16 protein-coding genes and 1 pseudogene are annotated in these 14402 nt (G+C 64.0%); 9 read left to right on the top strand and 8 right to left on the bottom strand.

All coding sequences use genetic code 11. The features are described from left to right. Positions 1 to 8 precede the first annotated feature (8 nt). Entirely contained in the window at positions 9 to 1280 is a 1272-nt protein-coding gene (locus ACVILI_RS05575; RefSeq protein WP_027047609.1) for a DNA recombination protein RmuC, read from the bottom strand. A 103-nt stretch (positions 1281 to 1383) separates the two neighbouring features. Between ACVILI_RS05575 and def the strand changes: the two genes are divergently transcribed. The 4 genes from def (at position 1384) to truA (ending at position 4249) form a co-directional block, all read left to right on the top strand. Next, positions 1384 to 1914: a peptide deformylase gene (gene def, locus ACVILI_RS05570; protein WP_038651225.1), complete on the top strand. Its 531-nt coding sequence runs from the start codon at positions 1384 to 1386 to the stop codon at positions 1912 to 1914. 7 nt (positions 1915 to 1921) lie between these two features. Next, on the top strand, positions 1922 to 2875 hold the full coding sequence (gene fmt, locus ACVILI_RS05565) for a methionyl-tRNA formyltransferase (protein WP_038651222.1): 954 nt from the start codon (positions 1922 to 1924) through the stop codon (positions 2873 to 2875). Beyond that, entirely contained in the window at positions 2872 to 3378 is a 507-nt protein-coding gene (locus tag ACVILI_RS05560; protein WP_019862469.1) for a GNAT family N-acetyltransferase, read from the top strand. Before fmt ends, ACVILI_RS05560 begins: the two co-directional genes overlap by 4 nt. Positions 3379 to 3499: 121 nt before the next feature. Then, entirely contained in the window at positions 3500 to 4249 is a 750-nt protein-coding gene (gene truA / locus ACVILI_RS05555; RefSeq protein ID WP_038651216.1) for a tRNA pseudouridine(38-40) synthase TruA, read from the top strand. An 82-nt stretch (positions 4250 to 4331) separates the two neighbouring features. On the opposite strand, the gene ACVILI_RS05550 is transcribed toward truA, so the two are convergent. Both ACVILI_RS05550 and dapE read right to left on the bottom strand, forming a co-directional pair. After that, the gene (locus ACVILI_RS05550; RefSeq protein ID WP_064985272.1) at positions 4332 to 4964 is read right to left on the bottom strand and encodes a transporter; all 633 of its coding nucleotides are present in this window, start codon (positions 4962 to 4964) and stop codon (positions 4332 to 4334) included. A gap of 5 nt (positions 4965 to 4969) precedes the next feature. Beyond that, positions 4970 to 6163, bottom strand: a complete 1194-nt coding sequence (gene dapE, locus ACVILI_RS05545) for a succinyl-diaminopimelate desuccinylase (RefSeq protein WP_019862466.1) — start codon at positions 6161 to 6163, stop codon at positions 4970 to 4972. A 125-nt stretch (positions 6164 to 6288) separates the two neighbouring features. Between dapE and ACVILI_RS05540 the strand changes: the two genes are divergently transcribed. After that, positions 6289 to 7341, top strand: coding sequence for a 2-dehydropantoate 2-reductase (locus ACVILI_RS05540; RefSeq protein ID WP_084791725.1), 1053 nt, complete (start codon positions 6289 to 6291; stop codon positions 7339 to 7341). Here ACVILI_RS05540 and ACVILI_RS05535 read toward each other — a convergent pair. The 4 genes from ACVILI_RS05535 to dapD form a co-directional block, all read right to left on the bottom strand. Then, positions 7244 to 8017, bottom strand: a complete 774-nt coding sequence (locus ACVILI_RS05535) for a hypothetical protein (RefSeq protein ID WP_019862464.1) — start codon at positions 8015 to 8017, stop codon at positions 7244 to 7246. The genes ACVILI_RS05540 and ACVILI_RS05535 overlap by 98 nt on opposite strands. A gap of 127 nt (positions 8018 to 8144) precedes the next feature. Further along, complete coding sequence (locus tag ACVILI_RS05530) at positions 8145 to 8522, bottom strand: DUF805 domain-containing protein (protein WP_019862461.1); 378 nt, start codon at positions 8520 to 8522, stop codon at positions 8145 to 8147. After that, on the bottom strand, positions 8515 to 8868 hold the full coding sequence (locus ACVILI_RS05525) for a DUF805 domain-containing protein (RefSeq protein ID WP_019862459.1): 354 nt from the start codon (positions 8866 to 8868) through the stop codon (positions 8515 to 8517). The genes ACVILI_RS05530 and ACVILI_RS05525 overlap by 8 nt, the downstream gene beginning before the upstream one ends. A gap of 72 nt (positions 8869 to 8940) precedes the next feature. After that, a complete protein-coding gene (dapD, locus tag ACVILI_RS05520; protein ID WP_038651207.1) occupies positions 8941 to 9795 on the bottom strand; it encodes a 2,3,4,5-tetrahydropyridine-2,6-dicarboxylate N-succinyltransferase in 855 nt (284 codons plus the stop codon). Between the two features lie 225 nt (positions 9796 to 10020). Here dapD and ACVILI_RS05515 point away from each other — a divergent pair, with 225 nt between their 5' ends. Beyond that, the gene (locus tag ACVILI_RS05515; protein WP_081296171.1) at positions 10021 to 10866 is read left to right on the top strand and encodes an LOG family protein; all 846 of its coding nucleotides are present in this window, start codon (positions 10021 to 10023) and stop codon (positions 10864 to 10866) included. A gap of 62 nt (positions 10867 to 10928) precedes the next feature. Here the strand turns inward: ACVILI_RS05515 and ACVILI_RS05510 are convergent, their stop codons facing one another. Further along, complete coding sequence (locus tag ACVILI_RS05510) at positions 10929 to 11657, bottom strand: pyrimidine 5'-nucleotidase (protein WP_019862456.1); 729 nt, start codon at positions 11655 to 11657, stop codon at positions 10929 to 10931. Positions 11658 to 11819: 162 nt separating this feature from the next. On the opposite strand from ACVILI_RS05510, the gene ACVILI_RS05505 reads away from it, so the two are divergent. The 3 genes and pseudogenes from ACVILI_RS05505 (at position 11820) to ACVILI_RS05495 (ending at position 14397) form a co-directional block, all read left to right on the top strand. Continuing rightward, positions 11820 to 12581, top strand: coding sequence for a GGDEF domain-containing protein (locus ACVILI_RS05505; protein WP_019862455.1), 762 nt, complete (start codon positions 11820 to 11822; stop codon positions 12579 to 12581). Between the two features lie 184 nt (positions 12582 to 12765). Next, positions 12766 to 12963 (top strand): hypothetical protein, encoded by a 198-nt coding sequence (locus ACVILI_RS05500; protein ID WP_038651202.1) that lies wholly within the window; start codon positions 12766 to 12768, stop codon positions 12961 to 12963. Next, positions 12960 to 14397: pseudogene (locus ACVILI_RS05495) on the top strand (GMC oxidoreductase). Before ACVILI_RS05500 ends, ACVILI_RS05495 begins: the two are co-directional and overlap by 4 nt. Positions 14398 to 14402: the final 5 nt, after the last annotated feature.

Below are 14402 nucleotides of genomic sequence, written 5' to 3'. Positions count from 1 at the left end.
TTAGCCGTTCAGTCGTCGCCTTCGACGACCCGCAGCCTGAGCTGCCCGGTTTTTGAATCGGCAACGCGCGGGCCGGGTTCGAGTTTCGCCGCCGGCACCCGTGACGGCGTCTCCGGGCCGGCATCGCCATCGGCCTGCGCGCCGAACTCCAGCGCCTCGATCTTCTGGCCGCGCTTGGTCACCTTCGACGTCGAGACGAGGATGTCGTCGATGTCCTTGGCCGACTGGCCGAAATGCACCTGCAGCTTGCGCACACGCTCGTCGACGCGCGCGACATCCTCCATCAGCCGGATGACCTCGCCCTGGATCAGATGCGCCTGTTCGCGCATGCGGGCGTCCTTGAGGATGGCCTGAATGACCTGGATCGACAGCATCAGCAGCGACGGCGAGACGATGACAACGCGGGCGCGGTGCGCCTTGTGGACGATCGCCTCGAAATTCTCGTGGATCTCGGCGAAGACCGATTCCGACGGCACGAACATGAAGGCGGTGTCCTGCGTCTCGCCTTGGATCAGGTATTTTTCCGAGATGTCGCGGACATGGATCTCGATGTCGCGGCGGAAAGCCTGCGACGCGACCTTCTGCAGGTCCGCACCGTCGGCGGCGCGGATGGCGTTCCAGGCTTCAAGCGGAAATTTGGCGTCGATGGCAAGTGACGGCGCGCCGTTCGGCATCTTCACCAGGCAATCGGGCCGGCTGCCATTCGACAGCGTCGCTTGGAATTCATAGGCGCCATGCGGCAGGCCGTCGGCGACGATCGCCTCCATGCGCGACTGGCCGAAGGCACCGCGCGTCTGCTTGTTGGAGAGGATGGCCTGCAGCTGCACGACCTGGCCGGCGAGCGACTGGATGTTGCCTTGCGCGGTGTCGATGATCGCCAGCCGCTCCTGCAGTTTCGCCAGGCTCTCATGCGTGGATTTGGTCTGCTCGGTCATGGTCTGGCCGATGCGGCCGGTCATGGCGTCGAGGCGCTGGCCGATCGACTGCGTCAGCTCCGCCTGGCGCGCGCCGAACACTTCGGCAATGGCGCCCATGCGGCCCTGCATCTCGGCCTGGCTTTGCAAGATGCCGGCCATCCGCGCCTCGGCGTCGCGGGCATGGTCGGCGGCTTCCGCCGCAGCGACGGCGCGCGCCTTGGCCGACCGCCACAGCGCGATGACCAGCGCCACGAACAGGCCGAGAAACAACAAGGCGCCGAAGGCCAAGGCGTGGCCCAGCGTGATTGTCGACGCGCCAAGCCGTGCGACAGGCTCGGAAAGGATGGTACTCAGATCATTCATGTGGACAGCATAGCCGATTCGTGGGGCCGGCACAGATCAAAACGTGAACGAGGCTCAGGTCCACCGGTTGACGCTTTTCGCTGGACGTCTTACGTGGGACGCCATGCCGATCAAGCCGCTCATCATCCTTCCCGATCCCATCCTGCGCCAGGTTTCCAAGCCGGTGGAGCGCATCGACGCGCCTTTGCGCAAATTGGCCGACGACATGCTGGCGACCATGTATGACGCGCCCGGTATCGGGCTGGCGGCAATCCAAATCGGCGAGCCGCTGCGCATGCTGGTGATCGACCTCGCCAAGGAAGACGAAACGCCGGCGCCGCACGTCTTCATCAACCCGGAGATCCTGGAAACCGCTGAGGCGCGCTCGGTCTACGAGGAAGGCTGCCTGTCGATCCCGGACTATTATGCCGAGGTCGAACGCCCGGCTTCGGTGCGGGTGAAATATCTCGACCGCGACGGCAAGCTGCAGGAGATGGAGGCCGAGGGGCTGATGGCGACCTGCCTGCAGCACGAGATCGACCATCTCAACGGCGTGCTGTTCATCGACCACATCTCGAAGCTGAAGCGCGACATGGTGGTGAAGAAATTCAAGAAGCTCGCCAAGGACAAGGCGCCGGGCAAGCTGGTGGGATAGGGGAAAAATGCCCCTTCGCGTCATCTTCATGGGCACGCCGGAGTTTTCGGTGCCGACGTTGCGCGCGATCGCCGAGGCCGGACATGAGGTATCGGCCGTCTACACACAGCCGCCACGCGCGGCCGGCCGGCGCGGGCTGGAGCTGACGCCGTCGCCGGTGCAGCGCGAGGCCGAGCGGCTCGGCATCGCGGTGCGGACGCCGACCTCCCTCAAGGGCGAGGCCGAGCAGGCCGCTTTCAGCGCCCTGCGGGCCGATATCGCCGTGGTCGTGGCCTATGGTTTGCTGCTGCCTAAGGCAATTCTCGACGCGCCCCGCCTTGGCTGCATCAACGGCCATGCATCGCTTTTGCCGCGCTGGCGCGGCGCCGCCCCCATCCAGCGCGCCATCATGGCGGGTGACCTGGAAAGCGGCATGATGGTGATGCGCATGGAAGAGGGTCTGGACACCGGTCCGGTGGGATTGCTTGAAAAATGCGCCATCGACCCCGATATGACAGCCGGCGATCTGCATGATCGGTTGATGAGCGTTGGTGCTGCCCTGATGGTGGAAGCGCTGGCGCGGCTGGAAGGGAACATCCTGACATTTACCGCGCAAGCGGCGGAAGGGGTGACTTACGCCAGAAAAATCGATAAATCCGAGACGCGGGTGGATTGGACGCGGCCCGCGGCCGAGGTCCACAACCATCTTCGTGGCCTGTCGCCCTTTCCCGGCGCCTGGTCCGAAATTGACATTGGCGGCCGCGTGGAACGGCTGAAACTGCTTCGCTCGACACTATCCGAAGGCCTGTCGCTTTCGGAAGGTTCGGGCGAGTCGGGAGGAATTCTCGATGACCGGCTGACGGTCGCCTGCGGGGCAGGCGCGATCAGGCTGGTCGAAGTTCAACGTGCGGGCGGAAAGCCCGCCGCCGCGTCGGAATTCCTGCGCGGAGCCAAGATCGTAAAAGGAATGAAGTTCTCATGAGCATGATGTCGATACGCGCGGCGACGCCGCGGGATCGCGAGGCCATTCGCCTCGTCGAGGAACATGCATTCGGCCAGCAGGCGGAGGCCGGGTTGGTCGACGCGCTGGTCACCGGCGGCGACGCCGTCGTCGAACTGGTGGCGGAAGAAGACGGCCAGGCGGTAGGCCACATCCTGTTTTCCCGGCTGTTCGTCCAGAATGGCGGCAAGAGCTTCGCGGCCGTGGCGCTGGCGCCGCTGGCGGTGGAACCTTCGTTCCATGGCAGCGGCATTGGCGGCGCGCTGATCCGCGAGGCGCATATTCGCCTGAAGGATGCCGGCGAGACGCTGGCCGTGGTGCTGGGCGACCCCGCCTATTACGGCCGTTTCGGCTACAGCCATGCGCGGGCCGAAAAATTCGAGAGTGAGTACCAAGGCGAGGCGCTGCAGGCGCTGGCCTGGGGCGACGCTCCGGAGGCCGGCAGGCTGGTCTACGCTTCCGCCTTCACCGCTCTCGCCGCGTAGAGCAGTCCACCGTTTCATGGAAACGGTGACCTGCTCTACCTCTTTGTTTTAACGCAATTCCGGACGGAAAACCGTTTCACACTTTTCCTGGAATTGCTCAAGGCGAGAGCTCTAGCCGCAAATGCCGCGTTTTCGCCTCGACATCGAATATGACGGCGGCCTGTTTGCCGGCTGGCAGCACCAGGCCGACCAGCCTTCGGTGCAGCAGGCGATCGAGCAGGCGATCGAGAAATTCTGCGGCGAGGCGGTGCGGCTGCGCGCCGCCGGCCGCACCGATGCCGGCGTGCATGCGAGCGCCCAGGTGGCGCATGTCGACCTCGCCAAGCCATGGCCCGGCGACAAGGTGCGCGATGCCGTCAATGCCCATCTGCAGGCAGCCGGCGCGCATGTCGCCATCCTGAAGGCGGCGATCGTCCCGGACGATTTCGACGCCCGCTTCTCTGCCACCGGCCGCCACTATCTCTATCGCATCCTCAACCGCCGCGCGCCCGCGGCGCTGGAAAAGGGCAAGGTGTGGTGGGTGCCGAAGCGGCTCGATGCCGGCGCCATGCACGAGGCCGCGAAACTTCTGCTCGGCCGGCATGACTTCACCACCTTCCGTTCGACCCAGTGCCAGGCCAACAGCCCGGTCCGGACACTGGAACGGCTCGATGTGAGCCGGGCGGGCGACATGATCGAGGTGAGAGCTTCGGCCCGTTCCTTCCTGCACAACCAGGTGCGCTCCATGGTCGGCTCGCTCAAGCGCGTCGGCGATGGCGGCTGGACCGAGGCCAACCTCAAGGCGGCGCTCGAAGCGCGCGACCGCGCCGCCTGCGGCCAGGTGGCGCCGCCCGACGGGCTTTTCCTCATTGGCGTCGATTATCCCGGATGAGCCGGCAGGCTCTATTCTGAACAGTGCCCAGAAGCTCTGTTCAGAACAGAGTCCGTAGCCGCTATTCAGAGCCAGGCAGGCTCTACCCCGGGAACGGTCCGGAAAGGCTCTGAGCCCCGATATCGTCCGGCACGGTGATGCCAAGCAGTATCTGCAGCCCGAACAGCACCAGCAGCGAAGCAATGAACATGCCGACGAAAACGGCGGTGCCGACCGCCGCGCCCTTGCCGATTGTGGCATTGGTCATGCGCCAGGTCAGCGCCATCGACAAGGCAAACAGCAACAGCGACACAAGGCTCGCGACCTGGCTTGCCGACGACAGGAAAAGCCTGATCAGCGCCGAGGGCAGCATGAGCCAGGCGGTGATGGCGGAGGCCCAGTTGCTGGCGACGACATAGTGCACGAAGCGCCCACCAATGCCGGCGCGCGGCGCGACCAAGGCGAGCGCGACCAGCGGCAGCACCCAGGAACCGATATCGACCGTCGCCAGGCGCAACAGCATGCCGAAACGGCCCACGAAGGCGTCGGGATCGCCGATCTGGTTGGCGATGCCGACCCAGCCCACGATCAGCGCCGGCGCGGCAACGACGATGGCGAAGAAGGAATTCCAGAAGCCGTCGGCCGACAGGTCGAGCAGGCGCAGGCCGTCGGCCTTGCCGAGCATCAGCCGCCAGGCACCGGTCAGCGAAGCGTGGGTTTCATCCGCCGAAAGCATGCTGCTCAGCCCTGCCCGAACCAGTCTTCGATGAAGCGCTGGTAGATCCGCGTCAGCGTTTCGAGATCGGCAAGGGCGACGCGCTCGTCGACCATATGCATGGTCTTGCCGACCAGACCGAACTCGACCACCGGGCAGTAATCCTTGATGAAGCGCGCATCCGATGTGCCGCCCGAAGTGGACAGCGCCGGCTTCTTGCCGACCGCCGCCTTGATCGAACCGGCAAGCGTGTCGACCAACTTGTCGTCGCGGGTCAGGAAAACATGGCTTGGCCGGTCGCGCCAGACAAGGTCGTAGTCGACCGGCGTCTTCTTGCCCGGCCGGTACTTCTTGCGCTTCGCCGCCTGGTCGAGCCGGTTGTGGATTTCGGCCTGGACGGTCTCGGCCGTCCAGGTGTCGTTGAAGCGGATGTTGAAGGTCGCGGTGGCCTTGGCGGGGATGACATTGGTGGCCGGGTTGCCGACATCGATGGAGGTGACCTCCAGATTGGTCGGCTGGAAATCCCTGGTTCCCTTGTCGAAGACGGGATGCAGCAAGGCGTCGACCAGGCCCATCAAGCCGCGCACCGGATTGTCGGCAAGCTGCGGATAGGCGGCATGGCCCTGGCGGCCATTGACCATGATCGACCCGGACAGCGAGCCGCGCCGGCCGATCTTGATCATGTCGCCGAGCGCATCCGGATTGGTCGGTTCGCCGACGATCGAGGCATCCCATTTCTCGCCCCTGGAAGCGGCCCATTCGAGCAGCTTGACCGTGCCGTTGATGGCCGGGCCTTCCTCGTCGCCGGTGATCAGCAGCGAGACCGAACCCTTGGGGCCGCCATTGTTCTCGACATGGCGCGCTATCGCCGCGACGAAGCAGGCAATGCCGCCCTTCATGTCGACGGCGCCACGGCCATACATCTCGCCATTGGCGATCTCGGCGGCGAAAGGCGGATGCGTCCAGGCGGCTTCGTCGCCGACCGGCACGACATCGGTATGGCCGGCGAACATCAGATGCGGACCGTTGCCGGACCGCCTTGCATAGAGGTTCTCGATGTCTGGCGTGCCGTCTTCCGAAAAGACCGGCCGGTCGACCAGGAAGCCGAGCGGCTTCAGCATCGTTTCCAGCGCGCTCAGCGCGCCGCCTTCGGCTGGTGTCACCGAGGCACAACGGATAAGGGCGGCGAGGTTTGCGGCGGGGTCGGTCGGCAGCGTCATGGCAAAAGCGATAGTCGAAAGCTGAGGGCCTGTCACGGGCAGACATAGGGGCCAGCGCAATGGCAGACGATGCCGCCGACATTATGGTTTTCATGTCGTATAGTCGGGCCGGTGCGGAGCAAGAGATGGCAGACGGGGAAAAACGGATCGTCATCGCAGGCGCCGGCAGCATCGGCTGCTATGTCGGCGGTTGCCTGGCGCTCGCCGGGCGGCAGGTTGTCCTGCTGGCCCGGCCGCGCGTCGAGGCAGCGCTGCGACAGGGCGGATTGCGTGTCAGCGACCTTGAAGGCCGCGATCGCCTGGTCAAGCCGGACGCGCTCGGGGTCACCGCCGATCCCGCCGTCGCTCTGCCGCAGGCGGATGTGATCCTGGTGACCGTCAAGAGCGGCGCGACACAGGAGATGGCGGCGCTGATCAAGGCCCATGCCCGACCCGATGCGGTGGTGATCAGCCTGCAGAACGGCGTCGACAACGCCGACAGGCTGGGCGCCAGGTCTGGCCAGCGAACCGTGCTGGCCGGCATGGTGCCGTTCAATGTGGTGCAATCGCCTGACGGCGAGCTGCCGCTGCGCGTCCACCGCGCCAGCGAGGGCAAGGTGATGATAGAGGATGGCGGCCTTGCCGGCCTTCTCGATGTCGCCGGTCTTCTCGATGTTGAAGGGCTGGCGGTCGAGACGCATGGCGACATGAAGGCTGTGCTGTGGGGCAAGCTTTTGATGAACCTCAACAACGCGCTGGTGGCGTTGTCGGACCTGCCGCTGGCGCGCGAACTCGCCGATCGTCGCTGGCGGCTGATCCTGGCCGGCCAGATCGACGAGGCGCTGCGGGCGATGAACGCCTCCGGCATCGCGCCGGCGCGTATCGCCGGACTGCGGCCGGCGCTGCTGCCGAAAGTGCTGCGGCTGCCGGACTGGCTGTTCAAACTGCTGGCGCGGCGCATGCTGGCGATCGACCCTCAGGCGCGCTCGTCGATGTGGGACGATCTGCAGCGCGGCCGGCCGACGGAGATCGACGAACTGCAAGGCGCGGTGCTCGGCCTCGCCCAGAGAACGGGGACGCCGGCGCCGCTCCTGAAAAGCGTTACCGCTTTGGTGCGCGCGGCGGAAGCGGCACGGCTTGGCTCGCCCGGCCTGGCGCCGGAACAGGTTGTGCCGCCGGGTGCCTCTCGATCAGCGTGATCTTCTGCCAGATCTTGCGCGACAGGTTGGACGCCAGGTTCTCGATGTCATTGACGCCGTCGATGACGACATCGTCATTGACCGACTGCGCGAACAGAGCGGCGATCTTGCCGGTGATCGACAGCATTTCGGAGCAATAGTCGAGGTAACGCGCGAGATCAGCGGCATTGGTGATGCGGGCCGGGGAATGCGCCGTCGGCCTGAAATCGGCCGAAAGAGCCGCCGGATCCTTGGTCAGCTGATGCATGTCGATGACGTGGATCAGCGAGCGCAGACCGTGCAGTTGGCGAAACACCCGCTTGCGCTTGATGCGCTCCTCGGTGCGAATCAGCGCCAGCAGGCCGAGCACGGCAAGGATGATCATGTTGATCGTGGCTTCGATGCCTTGCACCGACTGCACCGCATCGTCAGCCTGGGAGATATGGATGAGCGGCAGGATGGTGCCGACGAACAGGAAGATCAACGCGCCGGCGAGGACGGCGGCGATGATGAGCCCGCGCAGCCACCAGATCGGCGCTTCGAGCGCCTGGGCCGCCTTGGCCAGGTCGCGAGACAGCGACACCAGTTCGGCGGCGACGCCGCGCAGCCCGGCCTGGGGAAACCGTTCCGCAACGCGCTCTTCAAGCCGTTCGGCGGTCTCGATGATCAGTTTCGGATCAAGCGTGCGGTAGCGCATGTCCGATCGGCCCTCAGAGCATGATGCCGAAAAATGTGAAGCGGTTTTCGGACGGCATCATGGTCTATCTCTTTGATTTAGAGACGGATTCAGATTTCAGGTCGATTCGACCTGAAATCATCCGGCTCTAGGGTTGTGCCGGCTCGTTGGTGCGCCGGCCATAGCGGTTGGGTCCAGGCTGCCCTGGAAACAGACACAACACAAGAAAGGCGACGATCGAGACGACCGGTACGAACAGGATCAGCGCGGCAATGCCCGGCTTGTCGAGGTCGTGCAGCCGCTTCACCGCCAGCGCGATGTTCGACCATAGCGAGGCAATGAAGGCGATGAAGAAGATGAACGACCACATATTGCTCTCGGCCGAGCCTTCCGGAACCAGCGTGAAGCGGTAGAGCGGGAAGGCCTGGATGATGGCGACGAGCAGGCCACCAAGAAAATAGGCCGCGCGGCTGACGCGGCCCGATATCTTGAAGAAAAGCCAGGTGAGATTTGAACTGTCAGGCAAGCGGGTCCGGTCCGTATTGATTGGCACCCCTGGCGCCTTCGAGAATGCCGCATTCCACCAGAAACCAGATCGCGCCGATAAAGGGTACCAGGATGATCAGGCTCCACCAGCCGGACTTGCCCCGATCATGCCAGCGCTTGGCGTAGACGGCGAAGACCGAATAGAGCATGGCCAGCCCATAGAGCAAATAGATAAAGCCGTAGGGCATTTGGTTGAATGTCGTGCCCAGTATGTTGTCGAGGATCATCGCGATGACCGCGCCAACGAAAATGATGCCAACGCAGGCCCAGAACTTGGCGCGGTTGATGCGGCCGTCGAAACTTGTGAGCAGATATTTCCAGTCCATGTCACCCCTCCATGTCGAACCAGCGCGACGGATTGTCGCGCCGGCGGAAGGTGCGCCCGCTTTGCGGAAAGATCAATCGCGCAGCAATTCGTTGATCGAGGTCTTCGACCGGGTCTTGGCGTCGACGCGCTTGACGATGACGGCGCAGTAGAGGCCGGGGCCGGGCTCGTTGTTCGGAAAAGGCTTGCCCGGCAGCGAGCCGGCGACGACCACCGAATTGGGCGGCACTTCGCCGTAGAAGATTTCACCGGTGGCGCGGTCGACGATCTTGGTCGACTGGCCGATGAAGACGCCCATGCCGAGCACCGAGCCTTCGCGCACGATGCAGCCCTCGACGACTTCTGAACGCGCGCCGATGAAGCAATTATCCTCGATGATGGTGGGGCCGGCCTGCATCGGCTCCAGCACGCCGCCGATGCCGACGCCACCCGACAGATGTACGTTCTTGCCGATCTGGGCGCAGGAGCCGACGGAGGCCCAGGTGTCGACCATGGTCCCCGTATCGACATAAGCGCCGACATTGACGAAGGATGGCATCAGCACGGCGCCCGGAGCGACATAGGCGGAACGGCGCACGATCGACGACGGCACGGCGCGGAAGCCTGCCTTCTCGAAATCGACGGCGCTCCAGCCATCGAACTTGGACGGCACCTTGTCCCACCAGACGGCCTGGCCCGGGCCACCCTTGATGATCTCCATCGGGTTGAGCCGGAAGGAGAGCAGCACGGCCTTCTTCAGCCACTGGTTGACGTGCCACTTGCCGTCGGCCTGGCGCTCGGCGACGCGCGCCAGGCCGCGGTCGAGCAGGTCGAGTGCGGCCTGGATGGCGTCGCGCGTCTCGCCGCGGGTCGCGGTCGAAATCGTATCGCGTTCGTCGAAGGCCTTCTCGATGGTCTTTTCGAGGCTCGCCAGATCGGGCTTCGACATGAATTCGCTCCATTACCAAGCTGTTAAGGGGCTGCGCCTTAACCTGTTTTGACGTCGCGTGGACCGCAGGCATGCTTCGTCTGCCTGGGTCTTTGCATGTAGCAGGTTCTTGTCGCAAAACCGCCGGACACGTTTGCGCGACCTGCTTATGTTAAGGCTCAGTGAGGGTCAATCGCACCTGCGTCATGGGACGGCGCAGTCAAGGAAATTTGGACGGGTAATTTGATGACACCTATGGAAAAGGCGGGGTGGACGCCGCTGCCGCATTCGGACGAGGATCTGGAGCGGTCGAAAAGCGTGCCGGACACGCCGCAGACGCGGGCCGAGACCTACCGGCTTGCCTGGAACGATCCCGACTTCATGACGCGGCGCGAATTGCGCGCGGTGCGTCTGCAGCTCGAACTCTTGAAGCCGGAAATGATCCTGGCCGAGCGCGGCATCCGATCGACGGTGATCCTGTTTGGCGGCGCGCGCCTGCCGGAACCTGGCGGCGAGGCCTGGGCGGCCAAGAACGAGACGCAGAAGAAGAATCTCGAGGAAAACAGCAAATATTACGAGGAGGCGCGCAAATTCGCTCGCCTGTGCTCGCAGCAATCGGCCGCCTCGTATTACCGCGAATATGTCGTGGTGACCGGCGGCGGCCCCGGCGTGATGGAAGCGGGAAACCGCGGCGCCGACGATGTCGGCGCACCGTCGATCGGGCTCAACATCGTGCTGCCGCATGAACAGGCGCCGAACGCCTATGTGACGCCGGAGCTGTGTTTCAACTTCCACTATTTCGCCATCCGCAAGATGCATTTCGTCATGCGCGCCAAGGCGGTGGCCGTGTTTCCCGGCGGCTTCGGCACGATGGACGAGTTCTTCGAGACGCTGACGCTGATCCAGACCGGACGCATGGAGCGCGTGCCGGTGATCCTGTTCGGTAAATCGTTCTGGAAACGCGCGATCAATCTCGACTTCCTCGCCGAGCAAGGCACGATCAGCCCCGGCGACCAGGACATCATCGATTTCGTCGACACCGCCGACGAAGCCTGGGGGATTGTCAGCCGGTTCTACAAGTTGGGGGAGTAAGGCAGTAGGCAGTAGGCAGTAGGCAGTAGGAGAATAAGGCGTTTGCAGTCGCTGCTTCCAGCTCAATTTCCCCTACTGCCTACTGCCTGTTCTCCCGCAACTATCGCCGTCAGAAACCCCGCCAGATCGTCGGTGACGAAATCGACGTCGTCTTCCTGCGCGGGGTCGCGTTCCCAGATCTCGGCGAAGGTCGGCTCGAAATTGCGCGGCACGACGAGCACGGTGGTCATGCCCAGTGCCTTCGGCACCTCCAGGTTGCGGGCGAGGTCCTCGAACATCACCGCATTGTGGCCGGTAACGGCATGTAGCTCGGCGAACTTCTCGTAGGTCTGGCGCGCGGGCTTGGGATTGAGGCCGGCGGCGACGATATCGAAAATGTCGTCGAAATGGTCGAGGATGCCGAGCTGGCGCGCGGTGCGCTCGGCGTGCCGGCGGTCGCCATTGGTGAAGATGAACTTACGGCCGGGGAGCTGGCGGATGGCGGTGCCCAGGACAGGGTCGGGCACCAGCCAAGAATAGTCGATGTCATGCACCTTCTCGAGGAAATCATCGGGATCGATGCCATGGCGCGTCATCAGCCCGTTCAGCGTCGTGCCATATTCGCGATAAAGCTCCTTCTGCAGCTTGCGCGCCTCCTCGCGCGGCAGCGACAGCAGTTCCCCGACATAGGCGGTCATCTTGACGTCGATCTGCGAGAACAGATTCGAATGATGCGGATAGAGCGTGTTGTCGAGGTCGAACACCCAGTCGGTGACATGGGCGAAGCGGGCGGGATCAGGCTGCGTGGTCATGCGCTCCTTATGGCATGAAACGCGGATACTGAAAGAGACTTTATCCACAACTTCCACGCGCTTTTAGTGGCAGAAATGGCCGCACGATTCAAATTTTATGCAACCGGGAAAGGTGGCCTTCAGGGCTTGCTGGCACAGAGACAGTCCTGTGGGGAGCCCGCGATGAACAGCATCATTCTGAAATCCGCCGCTATCGCTTTCGCCTCCGTCGCCGCCTCGCTTCTTCTGACGCTGATCATCGTTCCGGCCCTGGGATTCCCGGTCAACCGAACGATCTGGCTGAGTTCGACGCTCTGTCCGCTGGTGCTTGCATGGGTGGCCTGCGCCAGCACCTTCTGGCAGAGCGACCGGCTGAAAAACGCGCACCGCGAACTGGCCCGGGCGCACGCCCAGCTTGCAGCAGCGCACCGCCGCCTGTCGGAGAAGGCTAGCCGCGACGACATGACCGGCATGCTCAACCGGGAAAGTTTCTTCGCCGCGCTCGACGGTTCGCGGCGCAAGTCCGACCGCGGCGCGCTGCTGATCATCGACGCCGATCATTTCAAGAAGATCAATGACAGTTTCGGCCACCTGACCGGGGACGACGCGCTGCTGCTGATCGCCAGCGCCATCGAGCGCGGCGTGCGCAGCGGCGACGTGCTTGGCCGCATCGGCGGCGAGGAATTCGGCGCCTTTCTGGTCGGCGCCACCGAGCAGGAAGCCAAGCGTGTCGCCGAGCGCATTCGCCGCGAGGTCGAGCTGATCCGCTTCCGGCCGGTGGACGAACGCACCATTCCACTGACCGTCAGCATCGGCGGCACCGTGTGCGGCGAGGACGTCAACGTATCGGAGCTGATGCGCGCCGCGGACCGGCGCCTCTACCAGGCCAAGCATGGCGGCCGCAACCTGACGATTCTCGATACGGACATTTCCGCGGCCGCGTGAGCCGGCCGGTCCGGCACACCTCGCCCGTTAAGGAATTTCTAACCCTGTTTGCATTCGGTTGTACCGCTTGCCCGCCTTTTCACGCCTTGGGGCCGGGCTTGGCACGATACTGGCCTCTGTGACGATGCGTGTGCCGTTCGGGGATTGTCATGCGCGCATCGAGGCCCTATCCGAGAGACCTGGCATGAGTTTCTTCAAAAAAATGTCGCGCCGCACGCTCGTGCAGGCGCTGATCGCCCTGCCTGCCCTGTCCTTGTTCCGCAAGCTGCCTGAAGCCGACGCGGCCCGTGCCGGTCCTTCAAGGTCCGATCCATCACCGGACGACCCGAATGAGATCGTCGAGGTCAATGGCTGGATCCTGAAGCGGGGCGACCTGGCATGATCTTCGACAGCTATGAGGCGTATCGCGCCGCCAACTTCAAACCCAAGGTCTGCATCCTCGGTTCGGGTCCGGCCGGCACCACCATTGCCCGCAAGCTGGGCGCCGCCGGCATCCCGGTCGTGGTGCTGGAGGCCGGCTCGCGGGAGTTCAGCGACGAGTCGCAGGATTTCTACCGCGGCACCACGGTCGGCGATTTCTATTTCGACCTCGACATCACCCGGCTGCGATATATGGGCGGCAGCTCCAACCATTGGGCCGGCTGGTGCCGCGTGCTCGACAAGCAGGATTTCGAGCCGAAGGCCTGGGCACCCGACACAGGCTGGCCGATCCGCCGTGCCGACATCGAGCCCTATCTGCCCGAGGTGCACGATATTCTCGAACTTCCCGATTTCCGGCCCGATGTGCCGATCTCGGACGACATTCGCTGGGTGCAGCTGATCAAGAGCCCGGCGGTGCGCTTCGGCGAGAAATTCGCCGACGAGCTCGACAAGAGCCGCAACATCGCCGTCGTGCTCAACACCTATGCCACCGAGCTTGCCGGCGACGGCAAACGCGTGAACGGCGCCAAACTATGGTCCAACGGCCAGGACGCGGGCGCTTTCAGTGCCGACTATTTCATCGTCTGCACCGGCGGGCTGGAGAATTCGCGGCTGCTTCTGTGGTCGAACCAGCGCTCCAACGGCGGCGTCGTCCCGAACGCCACGGCACTTGGCCGCTACTGGATGGAGCACCCGACCTTCGAGGGCGGCAATGCCATCCTGGCCGACTACGGTGAGTTCGAGGTCGATGCCGTCAATGAGGCCTTCTTCTCGCCGACGCTTGCCGCGATGGAGCGCCTGCGGATCATGAATTTCGGCATCAGGCTGATCGAGACGCCCTATGCCGGCGTCAAGCATGTGATTGCCGACCTCGCCTGCACGGCGCCCGACATGGCCGAATGGGTTGCCTATCAGCTCAGCCAGAACCTGCGCTGCGCGGCCCAGCTCTACGTCGCCTGGGAACAGGCGCCGCTGGCCTCCAACCAGATCGAGCTGTCCAAGACCGATGTCGACCATGCCGGCGTGCCGCGCATCGCGCTGCACTGGAAGAAATCGGAGCTCGAACGCCGCACGCTAGTCGAAGGCCTGAAGCTGTTCGGCACGACGCTCATCGAAAAGGATCTCGGCCGTGTCCGTCTCATGGACTGGATTGCCAATGGCGAGGATTATCCGACCGACGAGGAGACCGCTGGCCACCATCATATGGGCGGCACACGCATGGGCACCGACATCGCCAGAAGTGTGGTGGACGCCAACTGCAGTGCACGGCATGGACAATCTCTATGTCGGTGGCTCCTCGGTGTTCTGCACATCCGGTCAAGCCAACCCGACGACGACGATCACCGCGCTGGCCTGCCGGCTGGGCGATCATCTGAGCAAGGTGATCGCTGTCTGAACGGC

This window comes from Mesorhizobium sp. USDA 4775 (genome assembly GCF_054062655.1).
Note: the sequence above shows the minus strand (reverse complement) of the source record. Positions and strands in the feature narration are given on the sequence as shown.